At 44.6% G+C, this 26,781-nt stretch carries 16 protein-coding genes; 15 read left to right on the top strand and 1 reads right to left on the bottom strand.

What is annotated here, in order from left to right; all coding sequences use genetic code 11:
* The first annotated feature begins 55 nt into the window (after positions 1–55).
* The 9 genes from hisS to def all read left to right on the top strand — a co-directional run bounded on the left by hisS (position 56) and on the right by def (position 13,557).
* Positions 56–1,321, top strand: a complete 1,266-nt coding sequence (hisS, locus tag G633_RS0115475; protein WP_026520477.1) for a histidine--tRNA ligase — start codon at positions 56–58, stop codon at positions 1,319–1,321.
* A gap of 241 nt (positions 1,322–1,562) precedes the next feature.
* Entirely contained in the window at positions 1,563–2,810 is a 1,248-nt protein-coding gene (locus G633_RS0115470; protein WP_026520476.1) for an HlyC/CorC family transporter, read from the top strand.
* A gap of 82 nt (positions 2,811–2,892) precedes the next feature.
* Positions 2,893–3,039: a six-cysteine ranthipeptide SCIFF gene (gene scfA, locus G633_RS18755; RefSeq protein ID WP_013281386.1), complete on the top strand. Its 147-nt coding sequence runs from the start codon at positions 2,893–2,895 to the stop codon at positions 3,037–3,039.
* Positions 3,040–3,143: 104 nt separating this feature from the next.
* On the top strand, positions 3,144–4,580 hold the full coding sequence (scfB, locus tag G633_RS0115460; RefSeq protein ID WP_026520475.1) for a thioether cross-link-forming SCIFF peptide maturase: 1,437 nt from the start codon (positions 3,144–3,146) through the stop codon (positions 4,578–4,580).
* Positions 4,581–4,598: 18 nt separating this feature from the next.
* Positions 4,599–6,899, top strand: coding sequence for a protein translocase subunit SecD (secD, locus tag G633_RS0115455; RefSeq protein WP_026520474.1), 2,301 nt, complete (start codon positions 4,599–4,601; stop codon positions 6,897–6,899).
* 118 nt (positions 6,900–7,017) lie between these two features.
* Positions 7,018–8,814 carry a single-stranded-DNA-specific exonuclease RecJ gene (gene recJ, locus G633_RS0115450; RefSeq protein ID WP_035771675.1) on the top strand — a complete coding sequence of 599 codons (1,797 nt, stop codon included), beginning with the start codon at positions 7,018–7,020 and terminating at the stop codon, positions 8,812–8,814.
* Positions 8,815–8,954: 140 nt separating this feature from the next.
* Entirely contained in the window at positions 8,955–10,442 is a 1,488-nt protein-coding gene (locus tag G633_RS0115445) for a UDP-N-acetylmuramoyl-L-alanyl-D-glutamate--2,6-diaminopimelate ligase (RefSeq protein ID WP_022768472.1), read from the top strand.
* 285 nt (positions 10,443–10,727) lie between these two features.
* Positions 10,728–12,992 (top strand): replication restart helicase PriA, encoded by a 2,265-nt coding sequence (gene priA / locus G633_RS0115440; protein ID WP_026520472.1) that lies wholly within the window; start codon positions 10,728–10,730, stop codon positions 12,990–12,992.
* 52 nt (positions 12,993–13,044) lie between these two features.
* Positions 13,045–13,557, top strand: a complete 513-nt coding sequence (gene def / locus G633_RS0115435; protein ID WP_022768470.1) for a peptide deformylase — start codon at positions 13,045–13,047, stop codon at positions 13,555–13,557.
* A gap of 39 nt (positions 13,558–13,596) precedes the next feature.
* Here def and G633_RS0115430 read toward each other — a convergent pair whose 3' ends face one another.
* Positions 13,597–14,661: a LacI family DNA-binding transcriptional regulator gene (locus G633_RS0115430; protein WP_035771673.1), complete on the bottom strand. Its 1,065-nt coding sequence runs from the start codon at positions 14,659–14,661 to the stop codon at positions 13,597–13,599.
* 232 nt (positions 14,662–14,893) lie between these two features.
* Here G633_RS0115430 and G633_RS0115425 point away from each other — a divergent pair, with 232 nt between their 5' ends.
* From G633_RS0115425 to rsmB, 6 genes are all read left to right on the top strand, one after another.
* Positions 14,894–16,408: a glycoside hydrolase family 32 protein gene (locus G633_RS0115425; protein ID WP_022768468.1), complete on the top strand. Its 1,515-nt coding sequence runs from the start codon at positions 14,894–14,896 to the stop codon at positions 16,406–16,408.
* Positions 16,409–16,434: 26 nt separating this feature from the next.
* Positions 16,435–21,468 (top strand): hypothetical protein, encoded by a 5,034-nt coding sequence (locus G633_RS0115420; protein WP_026520470.1) that lies wholly within the window; start codon positions 16,435–16,437, stop codon positions 21,466–21,468.
* A gap of 87 nt (positions 21,469–21,555) precedes the next feature.
* Complete coding sequence (gene fmt, locus G633_RS0115415) at positions 21,556–22,548, top strand: methionyl-tRNA formyltransferase (protein ID WP_026520469.1); 993 nt, start codon at positions 21,556–21,558, stop codon at positions 22,546–22,548.
* A 35-nt stretch (positions 22,549–22,583) separates the two neighbouring features.
* Entirely contained in the window at positions 22,584–23,294 is a 711-nt protein-coding gene (locus G633_RS0115410) for a zinc metallopeptidase (protein WP_051200304.1), read from the top strand.
* A gap of 145 nt (positions 23,295–23,439) precedes the next feature.
* Positions 23,440–24,510 (top strand): CPBP family intramembrane glutamic endopeptidase, encoded by a 1,071-nt coding sequence (locus G633_RS0115405; protein ID WP_026520467.1) that lies wholly within the window; start codon positions 23,440–23,442, stop codon positions 24,508–24,510.
* Positions 24,511–25,374: 864 nt separating this feature from the next.
* Entirely contained in the window at positions 25,375–26,763 is a 1,389-nt protein-coding gene (rsmB, locus tag G633_RS0115400; protein WP_026520466.1) for a 16S rRNA (cytosine(967)-C(5))-methyltransferase RsmB, read from the top strand.
* Positions 26,764–26,781: the final 18 nt, after the last annotated feature.

The raw sequence follows: 26,781 nt of genomic DNA, 5'->3' as shown, positions 1-26,781 counted from the left end.
CTTCTAAATAATAGTAAAATCTAGCAGTATATAGTATTTTGGAGGTTTTTAAGAGATGGCACTGGTTAAAAAGCCCGTTACGGGCATGAAGGATATACTTCCTGCTGAGATGCAGCTCAGAGATTACTGCATTGGAGTTATTAAAAAGACCTACGGTGAGTTTGGTTTTACATCCATCGAGACACCTGCGGTTGAATCCCTTGCAAACCTTAACAGTAAGCAGGGCGGAGAAAACGAGAAGCTTATTTTCAAGGTTATGAAAAGAGGTGAGAAGCTTAACCTGGCAGAAGCTAAGGAAGAGAATGACCTGACAGATTCAGGACTTCGTTATGACCTTACGGTTCCGCTGGTTCGTTTTTATGCAAATCACGCAGGAGAGCTCCCATCACCTTTTAAGGCGCTTCAGATGGGCAATGTGTGGAGAGCTGACAGACCTCAGAAGGGCAGATATCGTCAGTTCATGCAGTGTGATATTGATATTTTGGGAGAGGCTTCAAATCTCGCTGAGATCGAGCTTATCCTTGCTACTACAACAACACTTGGAAGACTCGGCTTTAAGGACTTCAAGATCAGAATAAATGACAGAAGGATCTTAAAGGCAATGGCTGCCTATAGCTCTTTTCCTGAAGAAGAGTATGACAATGTATTCATAACCCTTGATAAGATGGATAAGATCGGAATCGAGGGCGTTGCAGAGGAGCTTGTTAAGGCAGGCTTTGCACAGGAGAGCGTAGATAAGTACCTTGATCTCTTCAAGGCAGCAGAGGGAAAAGACTCTCTTGAGGGACTTAAGGTGATCGCAGATAAGATAGGTGACTTCCTTGATGCGGATACCAAAGAGGGACTTTCAGAGATAATCAGTTCTGTAGAGAGCACCAAGACCGCTCAGTTTGAGATGGTCTTTGACCCCACTCTTGTTCGTGGCATGAGCTACTACACAGGAACAATCTTTGAGGTTGCAATGCCACAGTACGGCGGAAGCTGCGGTGGTGGCGGAAGGTACGATAAGATGGTCGGCAAATTCCTTGGACAGGATACTCCTGCCTGCGGATTTTCCATCGGCTTTGAGAGAATCATCATGATCATGATGGATGAGGGCTTTAAGATTCCGGGAGCTGATCAGAAGAAAGCCTTCCTTATAGAAAAAGGAATCGCAGGAGATAGACTGTCAGAGATCATTAAGGAAGCTCAGGATGAGAGAGCAAAGGGCTCTCAGGTTCTGGTTGTCCGCATGAACAAGAATAAGAAGTTCCAGAAGCAGCAGCTTACCGAACAGGGCTACGAGGACTTCAAAGAGTTCTACCTAAACCCCCTTAGTTGATTTGTGACGGGCGAAGGGGGCTTCCACAGGGGCCGGCGACATATATTTATTGTGATTTTCTCATTGTCCTAAGCGCTCCGGTGAGCCCTGGGCATCAATTTCATCGTGTATTGACACTTGAAATTGATAGGTCTCACCTCCACAGGACAACAATCGAAAACCCCAATAAATATATGCCGCCGGCCCCTGTGGAAGCCTCCCTTCGCCCTGTGTACTATAACAATATAATGAGGAGAATATTTTGGACGTTCATTTGGTTAGAATAATCATATTGGTTTTGCTGGTCTTGTTATCTGCGTTTTTTTCATCGGCAGAAACAGCGCTTATGACTTGTAATAAGGTTAAGATGAAGGCACTTGCTGATGAGGGTAGTAAAGGGGCAGCGAGAGTATTAAGAATCTGCGAAGATACGCAGAAGATGCTCTCTGCGATATTGATTGGAAATAACATTGTAAACTTAAGTGCATCTGCGCTTATGACCGTGCTTGTAACGGATATGTTCGGAAGCTTTGCCATAGGAATCGGAACCGGAGTACTTACCCTTGTTGTTCTGATCTTTGGCGAGATCATTCCAAAGACCATAGCTACCGCTTATGCGGAGAATATTTCTCTCTGGTACTCGGGGATAATTGTGGCGCTCATGGCCATCATGGTGCCCTTTAGCTTTATCATCAACGGTATTGCCACAATTATATTGAAGATTCTTCATGTGGATACCGATAACCGTCAAGCTATGACCGAGAATGAACTCAAGACTTATGTTGATGTAAGTCACGAGGATGGTGTTATTGAGAGCGGAGAGAAAGAGATCATCTACAACGTATTTGATTTTTCCGATGCCGTGGCAAAAGATATCATGATACCCAGGATCGATATGAGCTGTGTGAGCACGCAGGCTACCTTCGACGAGGTCATGAAAGTCTTTAAGGAAAACATGTACACCAGAATTCCTGTTTATGAGGGAAATGAACAGGATAATATCATAGGACTGATAAATGTTAAGGACCTTATCCTTCTTCAGGATAAGGAGAACTTCAAGATTTCCGATCACTTAAGGAAAGCTTATTATACCTACGAGTTTAAAAAGACTGCGGACCTTCTTGTTGAGATGAGAGAAAAGTCCCAGAATGTTGCATTTGTCCTGTCTGAGTACGGAGCAACGGTAGGTATGATCACACTTGAGGATCTTCTTGAGGAGATCGTCGGAGAGATCCGTGACGAATATGATTCTGATGAGATCAATCTCATCAAAAACATGGGTGGAAGGCGTTACCTGGTAGAGGGTAACATGAAACTTGATGATATAAATGATGAACTTGGTACAGATCTTGATTCCGAGGACTATGACTCCATAGGTGGTCTTATGATCGAAGCTCTGGACAGACTTCCGGGCTACGGGGAAACAGTCACACTTGATAACGGAATCACCCTTACAGCAAGGGGAATCAAGGGAAATCGTATCACTAAAGTTTTAATAAAAATGCTTTAACTATTCCGTAATCTATGATATACTGAATCGACATAAAAAACTTAAGGTGCATTAATTGGCATTTCAAGTAGGAGGCAATATTATGAAGCATGTAAAGTCATTAGTAACAAGAAATCTTAAGGAATCAATGAAGAAGGGCGGATGCGGCGAGTGCCAGACATCATGCCAGTCAGCTTGCAAGACTTCCTGCACAGTAGGTAACCAGAGCTGTGAGCAGCTTAGCAAGTAATCTTTACCGATAAGTTAAGCAAAAATGCCGGGCAGCGACCCAATAATCGGTCGCTGCCTATTCTTGCGTTATATGATTTTATTTAGTTAGGAGTTTTTATTTTTATGGTTCACGCGTACACGAACAACGGCTACAACATAGTCCTGGACGTGAATTCAGGCTCTGTTCATGTTGTGGATGACGTTGTTTTAGACCTTGTACCCATCGTTGAGGAGAAGCTGATCAGCTACTACGGCACAGCAGCTGCACGCGAAGGTGAGGACAAGGAAGGAGATGAGGATTTCCAGAAGCTCTTTAATGAGATAATCCTCATGCCTGAGATATCCGGTAAGTATTCACCTGAGGATATCGGAGAGGCAATTTCTGAGATATTAGAGCTCAGGGCATCGGAAGTTCTTTATACCGATGATGTTTATGAAAATTATGTCGAGGACTTCCAGGAGAGAGATACCGTTGTTAAGGCACTGTGCCTTAATATCGCTCACGACTGTAACCTCAGATGCAAATACTGCTTTGCGGATGAGGGTGAGTACCACGGAAGACGTGCTCTTATGAGCGAGGAAGTCGGCAAGGCAGCCCTTGATTTCCTGGTTAAGAATTCCGGAAACAGAAGAAATCTTGAAGTGGATTTCTTTGGCGGAGAGCCTCTCATGAACTGGGAGGTAGTCAAGAAAATAGTAGAATACGGTCGCAGCATTGAGAAGGAGCATGACAAGAACTTCAGATTTACCATTACCACCAACGGAACCCTTCTTACTGATGAGATCCTGGATTATGTAAACAAAGAGATGGGAAATATAGTTCTTTCCATCGACGGCCGCAAGGAAGTAAACGACTTCATGCGTCCCAGAAAAGGCGGACAGGGATGTTACGATGACATAGTTCCCAAGTTCAAGAAGGTTGCAGAATCCCGTCATCAGCTGCGTTACTTCGTAAGAGGTACCTTTACTCACAACAACCTTGATTTTTCGGAGGATGTTAAGCATCTGGCAGATCTTGGATTTAAGCAGATTTCTGTAGAGCCTGTTGTTGCTAAGCCTGAGGACTGGTACGCACTTAAGGACGAGGATATACCAAAGCTCTGTGAAGAGTATGATAAGCTTGCAAAGTTCTATTTAGAGAGACGTAAAGAGGGAAGAGGCTTTAACTTCTTCCACTTCAATATAGATCTTGAGGGCGGCCCTTGCGTAGCCAAGAGACTTTCAGGCTGCGGATCGGGATGCGAATATTTGGGTGTTACTCCCTGGGGAGATCTCTACCCATGCCATCAGTTTGTAGGCAATGAAGACTTCATTATGGGAAATGTCTTCGAGGGCATTAAGAGAGACGACATCCGCGAGATGTTCAAAAAGAGTAACGTATACTCAAGACCCGAGTGTGAGAAATGTTTTGCAAGATATTATTGCAGCGGCGGTTGTGCTGCCAATGCTTATAATTTCAACGGTGACATCAATACGACATATAAGCACGGATGTGAGCTTCAGAGAAAGCGCATCGAGTGTGCGATTATGATAAAAGCAGCATTAGCTGAAGAAGGTTAAATGGAGGAATAATTAGTCATGAAAAGGTTAAAGTATGTATTGGCGCTTATCCTTGCCCTGGGACTTCTTGGGGGACTCGGATACTCAGCAGTTTACGGACTTGGCGCCGACAAGTCAGGATCACTTGACAGTATTGATCTTGGACTTGATCTCGCAGGTGGTGTCAGCATCACTTACGAAGTAGTTGGTGAGGAGAATCCTTCCAAAGAGGATATGTCAGATACCATCTACAAGCTGCAGCAGCGTGTGCAGCAGTACAGCACAGAATCTCAGGTTTACCAGGAAGGCGCAAACCGTATCAACATCGAGATTCCGGGTGTATCAGATGCTAACAAGATCCTTGAGGAACTCGGACAGCCCGGTAATCTGTACTTTATAGCACAGACAGATAAGGATGGTAACGAGAACTACACATACAGCTCAGGTTTTTCATATGATGCTGACGGAAACATCGTAATGGATGAGAACCCTGTGTTTGGATATGTTCTTAACAAGACAATAGATGAGCTCAAGGCAGACGGTTCAATCGTACTTGCAGGTGAGGATGTTGCAGCTGCTCAGGCAGGATATCAGCAGGACTCATATGGCGCACAGGAGCCGGTAGTATCTCTTGAGTTTACAGAAAACGGAACAAAGGCATTTGCTGATGCAACAACCAAGGCTTTTGCAAATGGTGAGAGCATCGGTATTTACTATGACGGACAGTTCATCAGTGTTCCTAATGTTCAGGCAGCTATTACAGACGGTAAGGCTGTTATCACAGGAATGAGTTCATTTGAGGCAGCAGATAACCTTGCTTCAATGATCCGAATCGGTGGACTTAAGCTTCAGCTCAACGAACTTCGTTCAAATGTTGTAGGCGCTCAGCTCGGTAGCAACGCTATCAGAACCAGCCTTATGGCAGCAGCTGTAGGATTTGCACTTATTGCAATCTTCATGATCGTATTCTTCAGACTGCTCGGCGTATCAGCAACAATTGCACTTGCTTTCTATTCAGGACTTATGGTGTTCCTGTTATCTGCATTTGAGATGACACTTACACTTCCCGGAATCGCAGGTATCATCCTTTCAATCGGTATGGCGGTTGACGCAAACGTTCTTGTATTCTCCAGAATCAAGGAGGAGATCGCATCCGGTAAGGCTGTTGATGAGGCAAGAAAGAACGGATATAACAAGGCCCTTTCATCAATCCTTGACGGTAACATTACAACACTTATCATTGCTGCCGTATTGTTATGGAAGGGTACAGGAAGCATAAAGGGATTTGCTGAGACACTTATTCTTGGTATCATCCTTTCAATGTTTACAGCTCTTGTAATTACAAGACTTATCACTTCAATACTTTACGGAATCGGGCTTCAGAGTCCTGTTCTTTACGGAAAGGCTAAGAAGATTAAGAAGTTTGATTTCATTGCAAAGAGAAAGATCTTCTACGGAATTTCCTGCGCAATCATCGTTGCCGGAATCATCGTTATGGCAGTCAACGCATCAGCAGGAAAGGGTGCATTCAACTACAGTCTTGACTTTGTAGGTGGAACATCAACAACTGTTACATTTGACAAGGAGTACACTCTTGCAGAACTTGAGTCAGGAGTTAAGGAAGACATCAAGAGTGCAGCCGGAATCAATGAGGTTCTTATCCAGACTGTAACAGGTACAAACCAGGTTATCTTTAAGACATCAACTCTTACAGTTGCTCAGAGAGAGGCTGTAGACCAGGCACTTGAGACTAATTACGGAGTATCACCTGAGAACATCGCAGCTGAGACCATCAGTGGTGTTATCAGTTCAGAGATGAGAACAGATGCTCTTGTTGCGCTTGCTATCGCTTTAGTAGCAATGCTTATCTACATCTGGATCAGATTCAAGGATATCAAGTTCGGTGCAGCTGCTATAATTGCTCTTGCACATGACGCACTGATCGTAATCGTATCTTATGCATTTACAAGACTTGCTGTTGGTAACACATTCATTGCAGTAGTACTTACAATCATCGGTTACTCCATCAACGATACCATCGTTACCTTCGACCGTATTCGTGAGAACCTGCATCTTGCTACCGGCAGGAAGGAGCTTGAGGATCTGGTTAACACCAGTGTTTCCCAGACTGTTACTCGAAGCCTCTTCACATCAGCAACTACATTCTTCACAGTATTTGCTCTTTACATCTTCGGTGTAGCTGATATCAAGGCATTTGCTCTTCCTCTTATGGTTGGCGTAATCTGTGGTACATACTCATCAATCTTTGTTGCATCACCTATGTGGTATGACCTCAAGACAAGCTTTAAGAACTTTATTGGAAGCAAAAAAGCTGAATAAGGTATAAAAATAGGACACCGTTCATGTTTATAATAATATGAACGGTGTTTTTTTACCCTTTTGAGCATTTATTGCAAGGGTATAGACATCTTTTAGTATGGATTTGGGGAGTATTTATATGTCAAAATGGATGGTGAAGATGAAGAAGGCAGACTTTGATGCCATTGCAGAGAAATTTGGTATCAGCAGGATAACTGCCAGACTTCTGACCAATAGGGGACTTACTACAGACGAAGAGATAAAGAGCTACCTTTCAGGGGATGCGTCAATGCTACATGACCCGGCAGAACTTATAGACATAGATAGAGGCGCTAAGGTTATGCTGGATCGTATATCAGAAGGCGCCAGGATCAGGGTTATCGGAGACTATGATGTAGACGGAATCTGCTCTTCATATATTCTGGTCAAGGGGCTTGAGTTATTTGGGGCAGATGTGGACTATGTCCTTCCCGACAGGGTTAAGGACGGATACGGCCTTAGCATCAAGCTGGTGGATCTTGCCATTGCCGATGGCAGAGATACCATCATTACCTGTGATAACGGAATTGCAGCTTACGAACAGATAAGACATGCCAAGGACGAGGGGCTGACAGTCGTAGTAACGGACCACCATGAGGTGCCTTTTGAAGATGGCTCTGATGGGGAAAAAGAGATTCTTCCTCCTGCAGACGCAGTCATAGATCCTAAGAGAAAGGATGGCAGCTGCTCATTTAAGGAAATCTGCGGAGCTGTAGTGGCATACAAGTTTCTTCAGATGATGGCGAGAATATCAGGACAGGCAGAGGATCCGAAGGTCAAGGCTTTCTTTGACGAGATGCTCATTTTTGCCGGAATAGCCACAGTCTGTGATGTTATGGAGCTTCGTGATGAGAACAGGATCATTGTCAAGGAGTCCCTTAGGAGAATTTCGAATACAGAAAACGCAGGCCTTAAGGCGCTGATCAATGTTAATGGCCTTGATGCCAGGAATATGTCAGCATTTCATTATGGCTTTGTTATTGGACCATGTCTTAATGCTACAGGAAGGCTTGATCTTGCATCCCGTGCACTTTCTCTTTTCCTTGAAAGAGATGTCAATGAAGCTGCCAAAATGGCACAGGATCTGAAGGATATGAACGACTCCCGCAAGACTCTGACAGTTCAGGGAGTGGAAGAGGCAGTTTCAGAAATTGAGAAAGAAGCTGCAAAGGGAGAACTTCCCAAGGTTCTTGTGGTATATCTTCCTGAAGTTCAGGAATCCATTGCCGGCATCATAGCAGGAAGGATCAAGGAGAAATATTACAGGCCTACCATCATTCTCACCAATGGAGCGGAAGGCGCCAAGGGGTCGGGAAGGTCAATCGAGAGCTACGATATGTTTAAGGCTCTTTCCACCTGTAAGGAGCTTTTTACCAAGTTTGGCGGACACAAGATGGCAGCGGGACTTTCGCTTCCTGTTGAGAATATAGATGAGCTGAGGACCAGACTTAACAATGAGTGCACACTCTCTGAGGAGGACTTTGTACCGGTTCTCAAGGTTGATATGGTTCTGCCCTTTAGATATGCTGACATGGATTTTGTAAAAGAGCTTGAGATGCTTGAGCCCTTTGGCAACGGCAATGAGAAACCAATATTTGTCCAGAAGGATATAAGGCTCTTATCCGGAAGGATTTTGGGCAAGAACAAAAACTGCGGAAAATACAGGGTCTGTGATGAAACTGGTACAGCCTGTGATATGATGTATTTTGGAGATCTGGAAAACTTTAACCGGTTCCTTGAGGATGAATACGGAGCCGGAAGAGTAGAAGCTCTCTATGCCGGAGAGTCCGGACAGGCCATGACCATCAAGGCGGCTTTCTATCCGAATATTAACAGCTATATGGGAAGAGAGAGCGTTCAGCTGGTCATGAGTGATTATTCAAAAAATACCCCATAAACCACAAAAACACACGCAGGGGCGTGTGCTTGCGGTTTCTTATGAGGGGGAGATGTGAGCTAGTTCACATCTATAAGAATAATATAATACACATTTGTGTCGAAAATGTGACAAAAAAATTAAATATTGGAGGTCGACAAATGAAGCTAAGTAAACTGCTGGAAGGGCTTGAATACAGGATTACTGCGGGTAACAGCGATGTGGAATTAAACGCAGAGAGTATTGAGGTCAAGAATGTAATAAATGATAACAGGAAGATAGAGGAGGGTTCTCTTTTTATCTGTATTAAGGGTGCAAACTTCGATGGACACTCCTGTGCAGCAGACGCAGCAGAGAAAAAGGCCGCTGCGATCGTGGCAGAAGCAGAGGTTGAGCTTCCTGAAGATTCCAAACTTCCTGTTATAAGAGTTGCTGATACCAGATATGCAATGGCATTTATTTCAGCAGCATATTTTGATCATCCGGCTTCCAAGCTTAAGACCATCGGTATAACCGGAACAAAGGGTAAGACCACTACCACATATCTTATCAGGAGCATGCTTGAGAATGCAGGCTACAAGGTAGGTCTTATCGGAACAATTGAAGTAATAATCGGCGATGAGCACATTCATGCTGAGAATACAACTCCCGAGTCATACACTCTTCAGGAATATATGGCTAAGATGGTAGAGGCAGGCTGTGATGCGGTAGTTATGGAGGTTTCTTCCCAGGGACTTATGCTTCACAGAAGTCAGGGATTTATCTTTGATATCGGAATCTTTACCAACATCGAGCCCGATCATATAGGGCCCAATGAGCACAAGGACTTCGAGGATTACATGCACTGTAAGGGACTTCTGTTTAAGCAGTGCAAGGTTGGAATCTGCAACGGAGATGATATTCACACAGATGACATCTTAAAGGGACATACCTGTGAGGTTGAGACTTACGGCTTCAACAAGGATGTTGATATTCGTGCCATCAATCTTGCATATATCAGAAAGCCCGGCAATCTCGGTGTATTCTTTGACACAGAAGGACTTATCGAAATGCATGCAGAGATAACAAATCCCGGCAAGTTCAGTGTATACAACGCACTCTGCGCAATAGCTGTTGCAAGGCACTTTGGCTGCAGCCCTGAGCAGATTGCACCTGCGCTTAAGGGTGCCAAGGTTAAGGGCAGGATCGAGATGGTGAAGGTTTCAGATGAATTCACTCTGATGATCGACTATGCACACAATGCAATGGCTCTTAAGAGTCTTTTGACAACACTCCGTGACTATCGTCCAAACAGGCTTATCTGCCTCTTTGGCTGTGGCGGTAACAGAAGTAAGCTCCGCCGTTTTGAGATGGGCGAGGTTTCAGGAAGATATGCGGACTTTACAATTATCACATCTGACAACCCACGTTTTGAGGAGCCATTGGATATCATTGCCGATATCGAGACTGGTATCAAGAAGACAGACGGCAAATATATCAAGATCACAGACCGTAAGGAAGCCATAGCCTACGCCATCGACCACGGCGAGCAGGGCGACATCATTGTCCTCGCCGGAAAGGGCCACGAAGACTATCAGGAGATCAAAGGCGTCAAATACCACATGGACGAGCGCGAACTCATCCAGGAAATCCTTGACGAGCGCAAATAAGAAGAATTTGGTTTGGCTCCGCCTGGGGGCTCCCGGCCAATATATGTGATCATTTTCTCGTTGTCCTAAGCGCTCCGATGAGCCCTGGACATCAATCTCTGCGTGCATAGGCACTTGAGATTGATAGGTCTCATCTCCACAGGACAAACTCAAAAATGCTCACATATATTGGCCGGGAGCCCCCAGGCGGAGCCTTCTTCAAATAATTTACGTTATGATGCGGGTGTCAAAGGGATTAGATTAGGGCGTGGTATAATAGTCTGAAAGGTTTTTGTAGGGGATTGAATGGAAAATACTTCAGTATTATACGCGAATATAATAATTGATATATCTCATGAGAAGGTGGATAGGCTTTTTCAGTATAGAGTTCCGGACGGACTTAAGAGTAAGATCCAGGTCGGGGATTGTGTTGTTGTGCCCTTTGGAAGGGGAGATACACAGAGGAAGGGCTATGTGATAGAGCTGACTGACAAGGCTAATTGGGATCCGGACAAGATCAAGGAGATACTTGGCAGATCCAGTGAAATGACTTCTGCTGATGATATTTCAATAAAGCTCGCAGCGTGGATGAAGAGGAACTACGGCGGAACCATGAATGCGGCTCTTAAGACTGTGCTTCCATCCGGTAAGAAGATGAAGAGGCAGGTGCACAGGTTTGTATCCCTTCGCGCGTCTTTGGAAGATGCGAAAGAGACGTATTATGAGTGCATGAGCAAGAAGCAGAAGGCCAGAGAGAGGATTTTAAAAGAGCTTATAGAAAATGCCGGAGAGAGAATTCCTTATGAGCTGATAACGGATAAGCTCGGCGTCAGCTCTCAGACTCTTAAGAGTATGAGCGAAGCCGGAATCATCAGGATTGACAGCGAGGAGTACTTCAGAAACCCAATAGTCGGCACTACCACAAGATATGAAGATAAGGTGCTTAGCCCTGAGCAGCAGAACATTGTAGATACTGTCAGCAGAGACTACGATGAGGGCAAGAGAGATACCTATCTGATCCATGGAATAACGGGCAGTGGCAAGACTGAAGTTTACATTGCTCTTATTGATAACATGATAAAGCGCGGGAAGCAGGCTATTGTTCTGATTCCTGAGATAGCTCTGACCTACCAGACACTGATGCGCTTTTACAGGCACTTCGGAGAGAGAGTCTCCGTAATGAATTCATCCCTTTCTCCGGGAGAGAAGTTCGATCAGATGGAGAGGGCAAGGCAGAATGATATCGATATTATCATAGGGCCGAGGTCAGCGCTTTTTACACCGTTTCCGAATACAGGGATAATCATCATAGACGAGGAGCATGAGCAGACATACAAGAGCGACAATGCTCCTAAATATCATGCAAGGGAGACGGCAATAGAGCTTTCAAGGCTCCTTCCTGACGGAGCTTGTGTTGTGCTGGGATCGGCAACACCTTCTCTCGAGTCCTATTACAGGGCAACTACAGGGGAGTATCATCTCTTTGAGCTAAAGAGAAGACTTACGGGAGGAACACTTCCGGAGGTTGAGATAGCAGACCTTAGAGAGGAACTAAGAGCCGGTAACAGATCAATTTTCTCATTAAGACTTCAGGAACTTATGGCTGACAGACTCTCGAAGGGTGAGCAGGCGATGCTCTTTATCAACAGACGAGGCTTGGCGGGCTTTGTTTCCTGCAGAGCCTGCGGACATGTCTTTAAGTGCCCTCACTGTGATGTGTCTTTGTCCGAACACAGAGGCGGAAGACTTGTGTGTCACTACTGCGGACATGAGGAAGCAAGGCCGAAGATATGTCCCAAATGCGGTTCTAAATATGTATCCTCCTTCAGAGCAGGAACACAGCAGATTGAGGATGAGGTCAAGAAGTTCTGGCCACAGGCCCGTGTCCTTAGAATGGATGCCGACACCACCAGAACCAAGGGAAGCTATGACAAGATCCTTTCGGCGTTTGCAAACAAGGAGGCTGATGTCCTTGTCGGAACTCAGATGATCGTAAAGGGCCACGATTTCCCGGATGTTACGCTGGTGGGAATTTTGGCTGCAGACATGTCTCTTTATGCCAGTGACTTCAGAGCCAGCGAGAGGACCTTCCAGCTTCTTACCCAGGCGGCGGGAAGAGCAGGTAGAGGACAAAGGCCCGGGAATGTCGTCATTCAGAGCTATCAGCCTGAGCACTACAGCATTCAGACAGCATCAAGGCAGGATTATGCTTCTTTTTACGAAGAGGAGATATCCTACAGGAAGATGCTGCGCTATCCTCCGGTATCACATATGCTATGCGTTCAGCTCTTTAGTAAGGATGAAGAGGAAGGAATGCAGTTTGCCACCAGGCTCCGTGCAGTCATGGAGCAGCGCAAGGTCCCGGGAGCGGTTTTTATCGGACCGGCTTTTGGCTCAATTGGCAAAGTGAATGATGTATACAGGATAGTCATCTATGTTAAACTCGCTGACTATGACGTTTTAGTCGGTCTCAAGGACATGCTTGAGGGCTATATAAAAGAGCTTGAGGCAATGGGCAAGTTAAAGACCATAACCGTTCAATTTGACTTTGACCCCATGCATACCGTATGATTAGGTTACGTACAATCAAATTAAAATATCAGTTTTTATATAGGAGTAAGAAATGGCTTTAAGACAAATCAGAGAATATGGAGACGACGTCCTTGCCAAGGAGTGCAGGGAAGTAAAAGAGATAACACCCAGAGTTCGAGAGCTGGTAGAGGATATGCTCGATACCATGTATGAAGCGAACGGCGTGGGACTTGCAGCACCACAGGTTGGTGTGCTTAAGAGAATAGTTGTAATTGATGTATCACCTGAAGCTGATCAGCCACTTGTAATGATCAATCCGGTTATCGTTGAGAAAGATGGAGAGCAGACAGGATACGAGGGATGTCTTTCACTTCCCGGCAAGTCAGGTATCGTAACCAGACCCAATCATGTAATAGCAAGAGCTATGGATCTTGATGGCAATGAGTATGAGATAGAGGGCGAGGAACTCCTTGCAAGAGCCATCTGTCATGAGCTCGATCATCTCGACGGTCACATGTATGTTGAGAAGGTAGAGGGAGACCTTGTAGATAACGAGGATCTCGTGGCGCAGCAGGAACAGGAATATGAGGACAATGCGGAGTAATACGTCGCAATAAAAAAGAGACCAAAAGGTCTCTTTTTTTTATTGCTCATTTTCTATGGGACCTGTCGATTGCCTGTATATGACATCGGTTTCGATATAGGTCTTTTTGTAAGGCATACTTGGATTTGCGATTCTGGCAAGTAAGAGATCGGCAGCAGTATAACCCATGGAGCTGCTGTGGATCTTCACTGTGGTAAGGCTTGGTTCAATGATCGTAGCTTCCGGTGAATTATCAAAGCCACATACGAGAACATCTCCCGGTATACTCTTTCCCATCTGCTTAAGAGCCTTCATGGTGGAGGTTGCAAGGAAATCATTGGCACAGAAGAAAACCTCCGGAAGAGCCTTAAAGGAGCGGATCTTTTCTGCTATGAAATCCGGATCGAAATAGGGACTTGAGTCGTCATCAAGTATGCACAGATCTGTTCTTACTGCTATACCATTGTCGGCAAGTGCCAGTACGTAAGCCTGCCATCTCTCATTAAATGACTGACAGTGGAATCTGTCTCCGACAAAAGAGATATTTCTTTTTCCTGCATGGATCAGAGAGCTTATCAGGCGGTAAACACTCGAGAGGTTTTCCATGTAGAGTGTATCAGCCATGAGAGAGCTCTTTTGCATAATAGGAGTATCAACGAACAGGATAGGAATATTCTGCGAACACAGGAATCTGCTGTATTCCATGGAAAAGAGCTCGATGCATAGAATTCCTGCGATGTTATCGAGGTTTATGTTGGACGGAAAGCACAGATTTTCTATCTCGTAGTCCTTAATTATATTTATTGAAAGCTTGTAGCCAAGAGAATCAATCTTGTTCTGAAAGGCTTCAAGGAGCTTGGTTCCGGAGTGAGATGCTCCGGGGAAGGAGTGCGTAAAGAGCGCAATCTCCATCTTGTCTTTACTTGCAAAAGAAGCGCTTGTTGTCTGGGCCGGAGCGGATTCAATTGTTGTGAACTGCTTATAGCCCATGGCAGTAGCCATCTGGCATATCTTATTTCTGGTATCGGCTGATACACTTCCTGAGTTGTTCAGTGCTCTTGATACTGTGTTTCGTGACATTCCCAAGGCGTCAGCTATTTCCTGCAGTGTTACTCTGTTTCCCATAATTCCCCCAATATCTTTCTTTACTGTTTAATATGATACCTTGAATTGATGTAATGTGTCAAATGTAACATTACACCGATTACAAGATGTGCAAAATGCACAAATTAGACCTGCATAAAAAGTGGTATTACACGAAAATGTGTGACAAATGCACTTTTTAATTGGTACAAATGAAACATAATGGTATTATAATGCTGTCAAAAGATGGTGCAAAAGCACCAAAGGAGGAACAATGAGAAAGATAAAGACATTTATTATAGCGGGGATTGTTGCAACTTGCCTATTGGGATGCGGAACTGAAGAAGTAGCAAATGCAGCAGAGGAGAGTGCATCAGATGAGAGGTATCTAGGGGAGAGCATAGAAGATCATGTGCTGTTTCCTACGTCAAGCGAAGGTCTTATCGGCGATACGATGCCTTTTTATGACGACGGAAACTTTAATGTTTTCTTTCTGGCAGATCAAAGGGACGGAAAGCAGGGCTACCACCCATGGGGGCTTTTAAGGACAAAGGATTTTACCGCCTATGAAGATAAGGGAGTTGTCATAAACTACGCGGATGATGTGGAGGCTCAGGATATAGCCCTCGGAACCGGAAGTGTGATAAAGGGAAGCGACGGCAGGTATCACGCTTTCTACACAGGACATAACGATATGTTTGAACCCAAGGAAGCAGTTATGCATGCTGTCAGTACGGACCTTGAGAACTGGGAGAAGATACCAGAGGATACACTCTATGCAAACGAGAATTATTCTCAAAATGATTTCAGGGATCCTTACGTATTCTATACAGATTCCAAGAACTGTTATTCAATGCTGGTTGCTACAAGGAAAGACAACATCGGTGTAATTGCAAGATATACATCAACAGATCTAAAGAGCTGGGAAGATGCCGGAGTCTTTTTTGAAAATGATATGGGCACGGATTCAAACCTGGAGTGTCCATCGGTTCTTTTGTATAAGGGGAAATGGTATCTGTCTTTTTCAGATCAGTGGCCCAACAGGCTGGTGCATTACAGAATAGCAGATAATTTCGACGGACCTTTTAAGATTCCCGAGAGAGACATATTTGATTGCAACGGCTTTTATGCCGGAAGGATGGAGACGGATGGCGAGAAGCTCTATATAGTCGGTTGGAACGGAACCAAAAAGAGCCACACAGACTCAGAGGACTATGACTGGGGCGGTAACATGGTAACTCATCTTCTGATGCAGCACGAAGACGGAACACTTAGTCCGGTGCTTAATCCGGAGGTGGAAGCTCTTTTATCAAATGAGCTTGAGATACAGCCGGTTAAGATGGCAGAGTCGGGTGAATTTGAGGATGGATGCATCTCTTTTGCCGGAGATAAGTATGAGATGGCGGGATTTAAAGAGCTGTCGGGAAGCTATTTATTTAAGACCACGATCAGGGACTTTGATAAGGACGGAATGTTCGGATTTTGCTTTAACACCAATGAGGAGAGTGTGGGACGACTAAACATTGTCTTTGATGGAGCAAATGGCAGGATAGATTTTTACAACGGCAGCAACATCATGGAGAGAACGGCTCAGTCCTATGTGCCATACGACATCAGTGATAAGGATGAATTGGATGTTTCAATGCTGATAGCTGACGGTGTTGTGAGCATGTATGTAAATGATGAGATCGCATTTACTGCAAGAATGTATCTGTCGCAGGCTTCGGACTTTGGAGTGTTTGGGGTCGGTTCAAAGGTGCGCTTTGAGGATATAAAGATTTATAAATAAACGATCAGTCTTTTAGGGAGGTAATCATGGGGGACTTTTTTAAAAAGGTATTTGGTATGATCGCAGGTCATAAAACAATATCCGGAGTTGCTTTTGCCTGTGTGGTGGCTTTTACTGCAACTGCATGTGCGATGTTTTCAAAAGAAGAAAGCAGAGTGATCGTAAATATCGAAGATGAAATAATGGCACTTGCAAATGCATGGCCTGCCTCTTTTAATACGGATAACTATGTTGAACCGGAGTTTACGGACGATCCGGAAAGGACCAACAATGCATTCAATGTTGCAGACTTCGGGGAGCAGGGACAAAACGGGTGGTTTTACAGATACGGTTCTTCTTTGGACCCCGTTAAGTCAAAGAGAGTTGAAAACTTTGACGGCGACAGATACTTTCAGCCCGGAAAAACCGGACTTGAGATAAAATCAAACTTCATTCATACGGCAGAGGGAACTTCACCGATTCTTGAATGGAGGGCTGCTGAGAGCGGTGATATTAACATTGAACTTGCCTATGTAAAAAATGTAAACAATGACAAGAATCCAAATTACCCTGACGGAGTAACGCTTTATGTTTACAAGGGGGAAGAGGCTATTGCAAGATACTCCGTTGATGCCAGGACAGACAGGGAAGAAGTTGTGGAAGAGGCGCTAAAGGACATCCATGTTGAAGATTTAGAGAGCCTTTACTTTGTTGTTGATCCCAACATGAATAATGCCTATGACGGCGGATCTTTGTATGTGGCAATCTCAGATGTTAATGCAAAGGGCCCGGAAGCTGTAAGAGACGGAAAGAGAATTGATAACAACGCATACTTTGCAGATGACTTCGGCGTTCAGGGAAGCAACGGCTGGACTTATATGTGTGGTAAGAGCGTTACTGATGCAAAGCTTGTATCTACTGAGAAAAACGGTGAGTACATGAACTGCACTTCGCCAAATCTTACCATCAGTCAGTTCTTTATTCATCCGGCCATAAATGATGCAGCGATGCTTTGCTGGCAGCCATACTCAGACGGAGCTGTTGAAATCAGGGGAACTTACACCAAGTTTGAGCAAAATGATGGAAACCCAGACTGGCCTGATGGCGTTGTGGTTTCAGTATATAAGAACACTCAAAAGCTCTTTTCCAGGAAAGTTGCAGCTCCTGCCAAGGGAACAAATGAGATTTCCTTCAGAGAAAAGAATGTTTCTCTAAGCACAAAGGACAGGCTGTACTTCGTGGTGGAAGCCGGAGGTAATGCTTCTTACGACGGCGGAAGTTTTGATATTTCCATTTTTGACAGGTCGAATGTTAAGACTGAAAACGATGTGATCATCGAGGGAAATGATACAAGAGAAAACTACGCAGATGTAAAGTATGACTTTGGAAAGCAGGGTGAGAACGGCTGGTTTTATCAGGAGGGCTTTGAGGACGAACCGGTTGGTGCCATTAACATGACCAGGTTTGAGGAAGCGGATTACAGATATTTTGACAGCACTTATCTGGAGATCAAAAATGACTTTGTCAATCCCGGAAGGGGCAAGTCTGCGGTTATCAAGTGGAAGGTTGCCAGAGACGGAAACATTAAGATCGATGCTTCCTACACCAAGTTCAGAAATGAGGATAAGAATCCGGGCTACCCTGACGGGACAAGGGTTACGCTCTATCATAACGATACTGTTCTGGCGCGCGAGGAGTTTGCTGCCGACAGGAAGCAGGAAGTGACAAAGCGCCTGGATGTGGCTGTGCTTCCTGTCAAAAAAGATGACTGCATCACCATGGTGATCAACGGAAAGGCCAACAATGCCTATGATGCCGGAAACTATGAGTTCTCGATTTTTGACCTTTCAGGGGCTGTCACAGAGGCAGATGTGGAGATCGATGAGAGCGAGACCAGGCAGAACTTTGCTGATGTGAAGTTCGATTTTGGGCAGCAGGGCGATAACGGATGGTTCTATCAGGAGTCTAAGGGCGATGCACCGTTTGTTGCCTACAATATGAGAGGTTATGACCCGGGAGAGGAGCGCTACAAGGATAAAAGAGATCTCGAAATCAAAAGAGATTTCGTAAACCCCGGAAAGGGCAAGTCCGCCGTTATCAAGTGGAAGGTGGCCCAGGACGGAACCATTAAGATAGATGCTTCTTACACCAAGTTTAAGAATGAAGATAAGAATCCCAGCTGGCCCGACGGAACCAGAGTCACCTTGTATCACAACGAGGAAGTGCTACGTCAGGAGGAGTTTCCCTCTGATACGGAAAAAGAGATAACGAAGAGGCTGGACGTAGCCGGACTTGATGTGTCAAAGGATGACTACATCACCATGGTTATCAATGGCAAAGAAAACAATGCCTACGATGCCGGTAAGTTTGAGTTTTCGATAAAAGGTCTTTCACCTCTTACAGGACAGACTGAAAGCAATGTAATAGACTGGGGGAGAGCTCGCACCAACAATGCTTCTGCAGTAGATGACTTTGGCTCTCAGGGAAATAACGGCTGGTGCTTCCAGTCAGGATACTATCTGGATCCTGACTTTGCAGTTAATGTGGAGAGGTTTGTGGATGGCGATAAGTACACCACAAAGGATGGAATAGAGATAAAGCGCGACTACATCATGCCTGCCAATAAGGGAAGATCAGCCAACGTGAAATGGGTTGCAGCTCAGGATGGAAAAATCGATATTATGGCATCCTATACCAAGCTCAAGAATGAAGATGCAAATCCCGACTGGCCTGACGGCGTTACGGTATATCTTTTCAAAAACGGCGATGTCCTTAAGCGCGAGGATTTTGATCCTCTTACGGACAGAACTGTTACAAAGGACTTTAATGTAGAGGGGCTTGATGTACGAAAAGGAGATAAGATCACTCTTTTAGTGGATGGTAGATCCAATACTGCTTACGACGGAGGCAATTACACCTTTGTGATCGAGGACGCTGAACTAAAGACCATGAAGATGGTCAATGAGAGCGGAGAAAACCGTGCAAACCTGGCCTTTGACTTTGGTGAGCAGGGAAGCAACGGCTGGTATTACCTCGAGGGACGAAGCATAGATCGCGCTGAGGTCCTCTCAGTTAAGACCACTGATAACTCCGGTTTCGTGTCAAGAAAACAAAAGGGACTTGAGGTTAAAAAAGACTTTGTTCAGCCAAGGTTAAATGCCGATGCAATGTACAAATGGGTGGTAGCTGCTGACGGAAATATCGATGTGACCGGGCAGTATGTAAAGTTTGGACATAATGATCCCAACGCCTCATGGCCTGATGGCGTAACTGTTAATATCTACAAGAACAGTACAAATATCTATAATGCAGTTGCTGGTTGCTACAAGGGCGAAGGAAACGACAATATTAAAACCATAGATATTAAAAATCTCCAGGTGAAGAAAGGAGATATCTTAACCTTTGATATCGGATGCAACAAGAACAACGCCTGGGACGGCGGAAGACTGGAAATCGACATTGCCGATAGCGAGGCCAAAAAGGTTGTGGTTGGTGATGAGGTAAGGTCAAACAGGACTGCACTCGGAAAGCTTGAGAACTTCGAGCAGGGGTCAGATGGCTGGTGGTTCCTTGAGGGAACAGATTTAAGGAATGCAAGAGTTCTTTCGTACATGAACGATGATAAGACTGCGTTTGTATCTCCGACAAATAACGGCCTTGAGATGAAAAAAGACTTTGTTCATCCCGGTGAGAAGAAAGCGGCCATATACCAGTGGGTTGTATATGAGGATGGCCAGATCGATGTACTGGGTGATTACACCAAGTTCGGTCATAATGATGAGAATCCTGATTATCCTGATGGAGTAAAGTTTAGTATTTTCCTGGGTGACGAGGAACTTGAGGCAACAGACGTCGCTGCATTTGCAGGCGATGGCAATGACAACAAGGTAAGCTTTATGCTGAATAAGATCGATGTTAAAAGAGGAGATAAGCTCTCGTTCGTTATCGATGCGGGAAGCAATATTTCTTTTGACGCAGGAAGACTCTCAGTCAGCATTTATGAAGCAAAGCAAAAGCCGGAGGGAGAAGAAGCAAGGACCAACTACACTAATCTGTATGATGCCTTCGGTGAGCAGGGGTCTGACGGCTGGTACTACGGAATGTGCGACTGGAACGGTGCAAATTTTGAAGAGCTTGAATACGACAGTGAAGCAGGCAGGTACTACAACGACGGAAAGCCTGAACTAAAGGCTGATTTTGTAGAACCCGGAAACGGCAGGAACGCAGCTTATCAGTGGGAGGTTGCACAGACCGGCACTATCAGGGTTAAGGGTGAGTATACCAAGTTTGCCAACGATGAGGACCCTGAGGCTAACGGTGTCTGTATGAGGATATTCATTAACGGCGAAGAGAAGAAGTGGCTCGGCGGCGAAATTCAGGGGAACTTCAGTGGCGTAGCTGTTAAGGGCTTTGATGAGCAGTACACGGTTCACGAGGGAGATATTCTTATGTTTGCAATCGATCCCGATGGAAATGATTCCTACGATGGCGGAAGGCTATCTGTCACCATTGAAGACGCTGATGGAAGCACAGGAGATGATCCTGAAAAAGATCCTGATGAAGAGCCTGATGATTCGGAAGATGATGGCAGGACCAATAACACAAATCTCCGGGATGCTTTTGGCGAGCAGGGGTCAGATGGCTGGTACTACGGAATGTGTGACTGGAACGGAAGCGGATTTGAGGAGCTTAGCTTTGACAGTGAAGCCGGAAGATATGCAGGTGACGGAAAGCCGGAGCTTAAGGCAGATTTTGTAGAACCGGGCAATGGCAGGAACGCAGCTTACAGATGGGTCGCAGCAAGGAACGGAGCTGTTAAGGTTTATGGAAGCTATACCAAGTACGCCAACAGTGATGATGCTGACGCCAACGGAGTTTGCATGCGAATATTCTTAAACGGCGAAGAAAAGAGATGGATCGGCGGTGATATTCAGGGCAACTTTGATCATGAGGTGGTAAAAGAATTCTATGAAGAATTCACAGTATCAAAGGGCGATGTTATCATGTTCGCCATAGATCCAGACGGAAACGATGCCTATGATGGCGGAACATTATCTGTGACAATTGAAGCGGTTCAATAATAAGGAGTCTTGGTCTCATTTCAGAAATGGGACCAAGGCTTTCTTTTTGTGATATAATTGAGTCCGACGTAAAGGAGAATTTTGCATATGAAAATTGTATTTATGGGAACACCTGATTTTGCCAGGTCAGCCCTTGAAAAAATAATTGAAGCAGGACATGAGGTGGTTTTGGTTGTGACACAGCCCGATAAGCCAAAGGGCAGAAGCGGAGAGCTGCAGCCCTGCGATGTTAAGGTATGTGCCCTTGAGCACAACATTCCGGTTTATCAGCCGGTGAAGATCAAACAGCCGGAACACGTAGAGTATCTTAAGACAATTGATGCGGATATATTTGTAGTCGCTGCCTTTGGCCAGATCCTCTCACAGGAGATCCTTGATATTCCAAGGTTTGGTTGCGTTAACATTCATGCATCCATTCTTCCTGAGTACAGAGGCGCAGCGCCTATCCAGCAGGCAATCATTGATGGTAAGAAGACCACCGGAGTTACCATCATGCAGATGGCAGCCGGAATGGATACAGGGGACATCCTTCTTCAGAGAACAATCAAGATTGATGAAGAGGAGACGGGAGGAAGTCTTTTTGACAAGTTATCAAAGCTTGGCGGAGAGCTTATTGTAGAGGCACTTCCCAAGATTGAAAAGGGTGAGATAACTCCCATTCCGCAGGATGAAGCTCTTGCAACCAAGTGTGGCAAGCTTTCCAAGGATATGGGAAGGATCGATTTCTCAGAGGATGCAGAGAGTATCAGAAATCTTATACGTGGCCTTAATCCATGGCCCTCAGCTTTTACATATCTGGGCAGCAAGATGCTAAAGATCTGGCATGCAAAGGCTCTTTCTCCTGTTGATTTCGGAGCGCTTTGCAACAGCATAAGTCCCGAGGATGGAGCCAGGGCAAAAGAGATTGCAAGTACAAAAGCGTATGGCAGCATCATTGCAGTTTTAAAAGATTCGTTTGTTGTCCTTACAGGTGATGGATATCTTCAGATTACAGAAGTTCAGCTTGAAGGCAAAAAGAGAATGGATGTTAAGGCGTTCCTGTTGGGAAATAAGCTTGAGATCGGAACTGTACTCAAGTAATGAATTATTGAATTGAAAAGAGGTGAGTTATCACTATGTATTACGGAATGGGAAGAATGGGATATGGACTTGGCCTCGATCCAATGTATATCCTGACAATAATAATGGCTATCGTATGTATGATAGCCAGTGCAAGGGTTTCATCAGTTTATAAAAAATATAACAGAATACGCAGTATGAGTGGAATGACCGGAGCTATGGCAGCCATGGAGATCCTTAGGAGAAACGGGATTACAGATGTTGCAGTACAGCATGTTCCGGGAAATTTAACAGACCACTATGACCCAAGGACAAAAACGGTAAACCTCTCCGATGCTACCTATGGTTCAAATTCGGTTGCTGCAGTAGGTGTTGCTGCTCATGAATGCGGCCATGTACTTCAGCATCACACGGGATATGTTCCGTTGCAGATAAGGTCGACCATTTTACCTGCGGCGAACATTGGCTCCAAGGCCGGAATACCGATCATAATCCTTGGATTGTTCCTGAGCTTTTCACCTCTTATCACCATCGGAATCTGGGTGTTCTCTCTGGCAGTTCTGTTCCAGGTTGTAACGCTTCCTGTGGAGTTTAATGCTTCCCACAGAGCGCTGGTGATGCTTGAAGATTACGGAATACTTGGACCGGAAGAAGTGGATTCTTCAAGAAAGGTCTTAAGCGCAGCTGCCATGACTTATGTGGCAAGTGCTGCATCTGCAGTAGTACAGCTCTTAAGGCTCGTGCTCCTTAACAACAGAAGAAGATGAACAATTTGTGAAGCCTGCGGAATAACCGCCGCGGGCTTCTTTTTTTATGCTAGTATAAATTGAGTGTAAAATCGGCTCAAATCAGTGTATGGGGACACAATTTAAGGTTTGAGTGGTAAATTGTATATTCAAGGAGGAATAATTTATGAGTGTTAATGAAAGAAAAAAGTTGTATGTCTTTTTGGCTGTAGCCTTTGGTATGACAGCGCTGATGAGCATATTTATGTTCCTGGGACTTAAGGGGGACAAAGACCTGACGGCCTTTGTCAATGCGATGATGACTTACCCGGCTTGCGGAGTAATAATCGGTATGCTGTTATTTGACAGGAAAGAAAAGAAACTCCCTATGGTTGGATTCATCGCGTTTCTTGTCACATCAGCGATCATGGTTATCATTGCAATAATATCTGCTTTTGCACCTCAGCAGATGATTGACAGTGGTGCCGGAATGGTCTCCAACTGGAATCTGTACAGTCAGTATATTCTTTTGGCCGGAAGTGTTGTTGCTTATATAGCATTCTGGGCTTGTGGAAGAGAAAAGAGGGAGAATACGGGACTTTGCAGAAAGAATGTTTTGCTTAGTATAGTGATGATCCTTGTGTTTGTTGTACTTTTCTTTTGCAGATTCTATATTGCACAGCTTTCGGCCAACATAGCAGCAGGAGAGGGAATCGGTGATTTTTCTGAATTAAATGCAATGACCTTCAATCCCATGAACTGGTTTAGTGCAGTAATGATCATGCTGAATTTCCCAATAACCATGATTGCTTTTCTTGGTGAAGAGTACGGCTGGCGCTATTACCTGCAGCCAATCATGCAAAAGAAGTTTGGCCTTAGACTTGGTGTTATTCTCGTGGGTGTTGTATGGGGAATCTGGCATACAGCTGCTGATTTCATGTTCTATTCAACTACTTCAGGTCCGCAGCTTCTTGTCACACAGATTATAACCTGTGTAACAATGGGAATTTTCTTTGGCTATGCATATATGAAGACTCAGAATATCTGGGCTATAGCAATAATGCATTTTATCAATAATAATTACGTTGTTATATTCACAGGCGGAGATGTTAACGTGCTTCAGAACCAGAGCCTGACCTGGTCTCAGATTCCGATAATGCTGATCAGAAGTCTGATCTTTGCTCTGTTCATCTTCGCACCAATCTTCAATAAGAAAAAGGTGGCTGAGGAAATCAACACTTTAGACACAGCAGTTTGAGTCACCGGGGACGTTTCAGATTGACTCAAAATGAGACACTGGGGACGTTTCAGATTGACTCAAAATGAGACACTGGGGACGTTTCAAATTGACTCAAAAACTGACAATTTTGCGGGGGTTAGCTTATTGGCCCGCCGCCAATAGATAGTTGCTCATAAAGATACCGGAGTCAAGGGCTGCCCGGGCGCCAAGGAGCGGCGCCCAGCGTACTGCCCTTTGACTCCGGTATTTTTATGAGCGCCCGGGCACTAAGGTGGGCAGGATAAGGAGATGCTGATAACTACATAATTACAATTAGTTTATCCGGGGGAGATTTCGCTGTTACAGTGCATCACAACAGGCTGATAATTTTAACCATGGTTGGAAACGTAATTTCGACCACCCCACAATTTTCTCCTATACGAAAAATAGTTGGAAAGTTCAAAACAGATTTTTGGGCTTCCATAAACAATTACATCACATGGCATCCGTAGGCCAAGTGTTGTGATGTAGGATGAGCGTTAGGAATCAAATTATTTTGATCTGTGGCTTGGAAAAGAGCTTGTAATTTCCAACTATTTTTTTATATAGCTATTTTTGTGATGCATTTCAAAAACAAGCTCCAACCAACATAACTTTATAGAAGGTTTTGTGATGCACTTTCTGTCCCATAATTCCCCGCACATAAAAATAAGTCAAAAGAACCGTCCCCCTGACTTAAAAATGAGTCAAAGTGAAACGTCCCCATTGACTCAAAATGAGTCAAAGTGAAACGTCCCCATTGACTCAAAATGAGTCAAAGTGAAACGTCCCCGGTGACTCATGTTTGACAAAATTCCATAATACATCAGATAATTGAATATATATAAGTACTTGGAGAAAAACATGGCAAATATCAGAGAAATAGTTCTGGGTATCCTTATTGAATACGACAGGGATGGCGTTAGAAAGCCATCCCTTTTAAAGGACTGCCTGAATAAATATGATTACCTTGAGAGCAGGGATAAGGCTTTCATGAAGAGGGTGGTGGACGGATGCATCGAGAGACAGATTCAAATCGATTACGTCTTAAACTCTTTTTCCAAGACCAAAGTGGACAAGATGCAGCCACTTATCAGAAGCCTTCTTCGCATGAGCGTTTATCAGATCATGTTTATGGACAGCGTTCCTGATTCTGCTGCCTGTAACGAGGCGGTAAAGCTGGCGCAGAAGCATAAGTTTGCGGGGCTGAAAGGTTTTGTTAACGGAGTCCTTCGCAACATATCAAGAAATAAGGACAAGATTGAATATCCTTCCAAGGATGAAAATAACGGTATAGACTACCTCAATGCGCTTTATTCCATGCCGAAGTGGCTGTGCGAGATGTGGGTTTCTACCTATGGCTTTGAGAAGACAGAAGAAATCCTTAAGTTTTTCTTGGAAGCGCGTCCTACAACCATCAGGCTTGTAGCAGGGTGCGACAAAGAGAAATTTGTAAAAGAGCTGACGCAGGCCGGAGTTATCGTAACAGAAAGCGATATTCTTCCCTATGCCTTAAATCTTGAAAAGACCGACAACATCAGATTCCTTCCGGGATATGATGAGGGCATGTTCTTTGTGCAGGATGTGAGCTCAATGATGGTCACAGAGATTGCAGATCCAAAGCCCTCTCAGGTTGTTATTGATGTCTGCGCAGCTCCCGGTGGAAAGACCCTTCACGCTGCCGAGAGAGTAAAGGAAACAGAAGCAGCTGACCACACTGATGATGCAGGAGTTGTTATTTCAAGAGACGTATCTGATAGAAAATGCGAACTGATCAGGGAAAATTCAGAACGTATGGGCATGACAAATGTGAAAGTAGAAGTTCACGATGCCAGGATACACGATAGCAACCTCGAGAATAAAGCAGATATATTATATTTAGATTTACCCTGTTCAGGTCTTGGGATAATCGGAAGAAAGAACGATATAAAATATAACGTAACAAAACAGAGTCTTACGGATGTTTCAAAACTTCAGTGGGAAATCATAAAGACTGCCTGGGACTATGTTAAGCCCGGAGGAATCCTTATGTACTCCACCTGCACTGTAAACAGGGAAGAGAACGAAGAGATGCTTAGCAGGATCTGCAGTGAACTTCCTTTTGAGCCCGTAAGCTTTAAGGACAAGCTTCCTCCTAAAATGCAGGAGAAAGCTCTTTTGCAGACCGCTGAAAGCGGCTATATTCAGTTGCTTCCAGGCGAATTTGGAACTGACGGATTCTTTATCTCAAAGCTCAGAAGAAAAGCAGAGTAACAAAACAAGAGGAGTAAA

The organism is Butyrivibrio sp. FCS006 (assembly GCF_000424525.1).
Classification (GTDB): Bacteria; Bacillota; Clostridia; order Lachnospirales; family Lachnospiraceae; genus Butyrivibrio.
This window is presented reverse-complemented; position numbering and strand designations above follow the sequence as displayed.

What these genes read in the sequence shown, in the direction of transcription:
- G633_RS0115445 (WP_022768472.1), top strand. Translation starts at nt 8,955, where the DNA reads ATGAAGCTAAGTAAACTGCTGGAAGGGCTTGAATACAGGATTACTGCG.
- recJ (WP_035771675.1), top strand. Translation starts at nt 7,018, where the DNA reads ATGTCAAAATGGATGGTGAAGATGAAGAAGGCAGACTTTGATGCCATT.
- G633_RS0115425 (WP_022768468.1), top strand. Translation starts at nt 14,894, where the DNA reads ATGAGAAAGATAAAGACATTTATTATAGCGGGGATTGTTGCAACTTGC.
- G633_RS0115405 (WP_026520467.1), top strand. Translation starts at nt 23,440, where the DNA reads ATGAGTGTTAATGAAAGAAAAAAGTTGTATGTCTTTTTGGCTGTAGCC.
- G633_RS0115430 (WP_035771673.1), bottom strand. Translation starts at nt 14,661, where the DNA reads ATGGGAAACAGAGTAACACTGCAGGAAATAGCTGACGCCTTGGGAATG.
- fmt (WP_026520469.1), top strand. Translation starts at nt 21,556, where the DNA reads ATGAAAATTGTATTTATGGGAACACCTGATTTTGCCAGGTCAGCCCTT.
- G633_RS0115420 (WP_026520470.1), top strand. Translation starts at nt 16,435, where the DNA reads ATGGGGGACTTTTTTAAAAAGGTATTTGGTATGATCGCAGGTCATAAA.
- G633_RS0115410 (WP_051200304.1), top strand. Translation starts at nt 22,584, where the DNA reads ATGTATTACGGAATGGGAAGAATGGGATATGGACTTGGCCTCGATCCA.
- hisS (WP_026520477.1), top strand. Translation starts at nt 56, where the DNA reads ATGGCACTGGTTAAAAAGCCCGTTACGGGCATGAAGGATATACTTCCT.
- secD (WP_026520474.1), top strand. Translation starts at nt 4,599, where the DNA reads ATGAAAAGGTTAAAGTATGTATTGGCGCTTATCCTTGCCCTGGGACTT.
- scfB (WP_026520475.1), top strand. Translation starts at nt 3,144, where the DNA reads ATGGTTCACGCGTACACGAACAACGGCTACAACATAGTCCTGGACGTG.
- scfA (WP_013281386.1), top strand. Translation starts at nt 2,893, where the DNA reads ATGAAGCATGTAAAGTCATTAGTAACAAGAAATCTTAAGGAATCAATG.
- rsmB (WP_026520466.1), top strand. Translation starts at nt 25,375, where the DNA reads ATGGCAAATATCAGAGAAATAGTTCTGGGTATCCTTATTGAATACGAC.
- priA (WP_026520472.1), top strand. Translation starts at nt 10,728, where the DNA reads ATGGAAAATACTTCAGTATTATACGCGAATATAATAATTGATATATCT.
- def (WP_022768470.1), top strand. Translation starts at nt 13,045, where the DNA reads ATGGCTTTAAGACAAATCAGAGAATATGGAGACGACGTCCTTGCCAAG.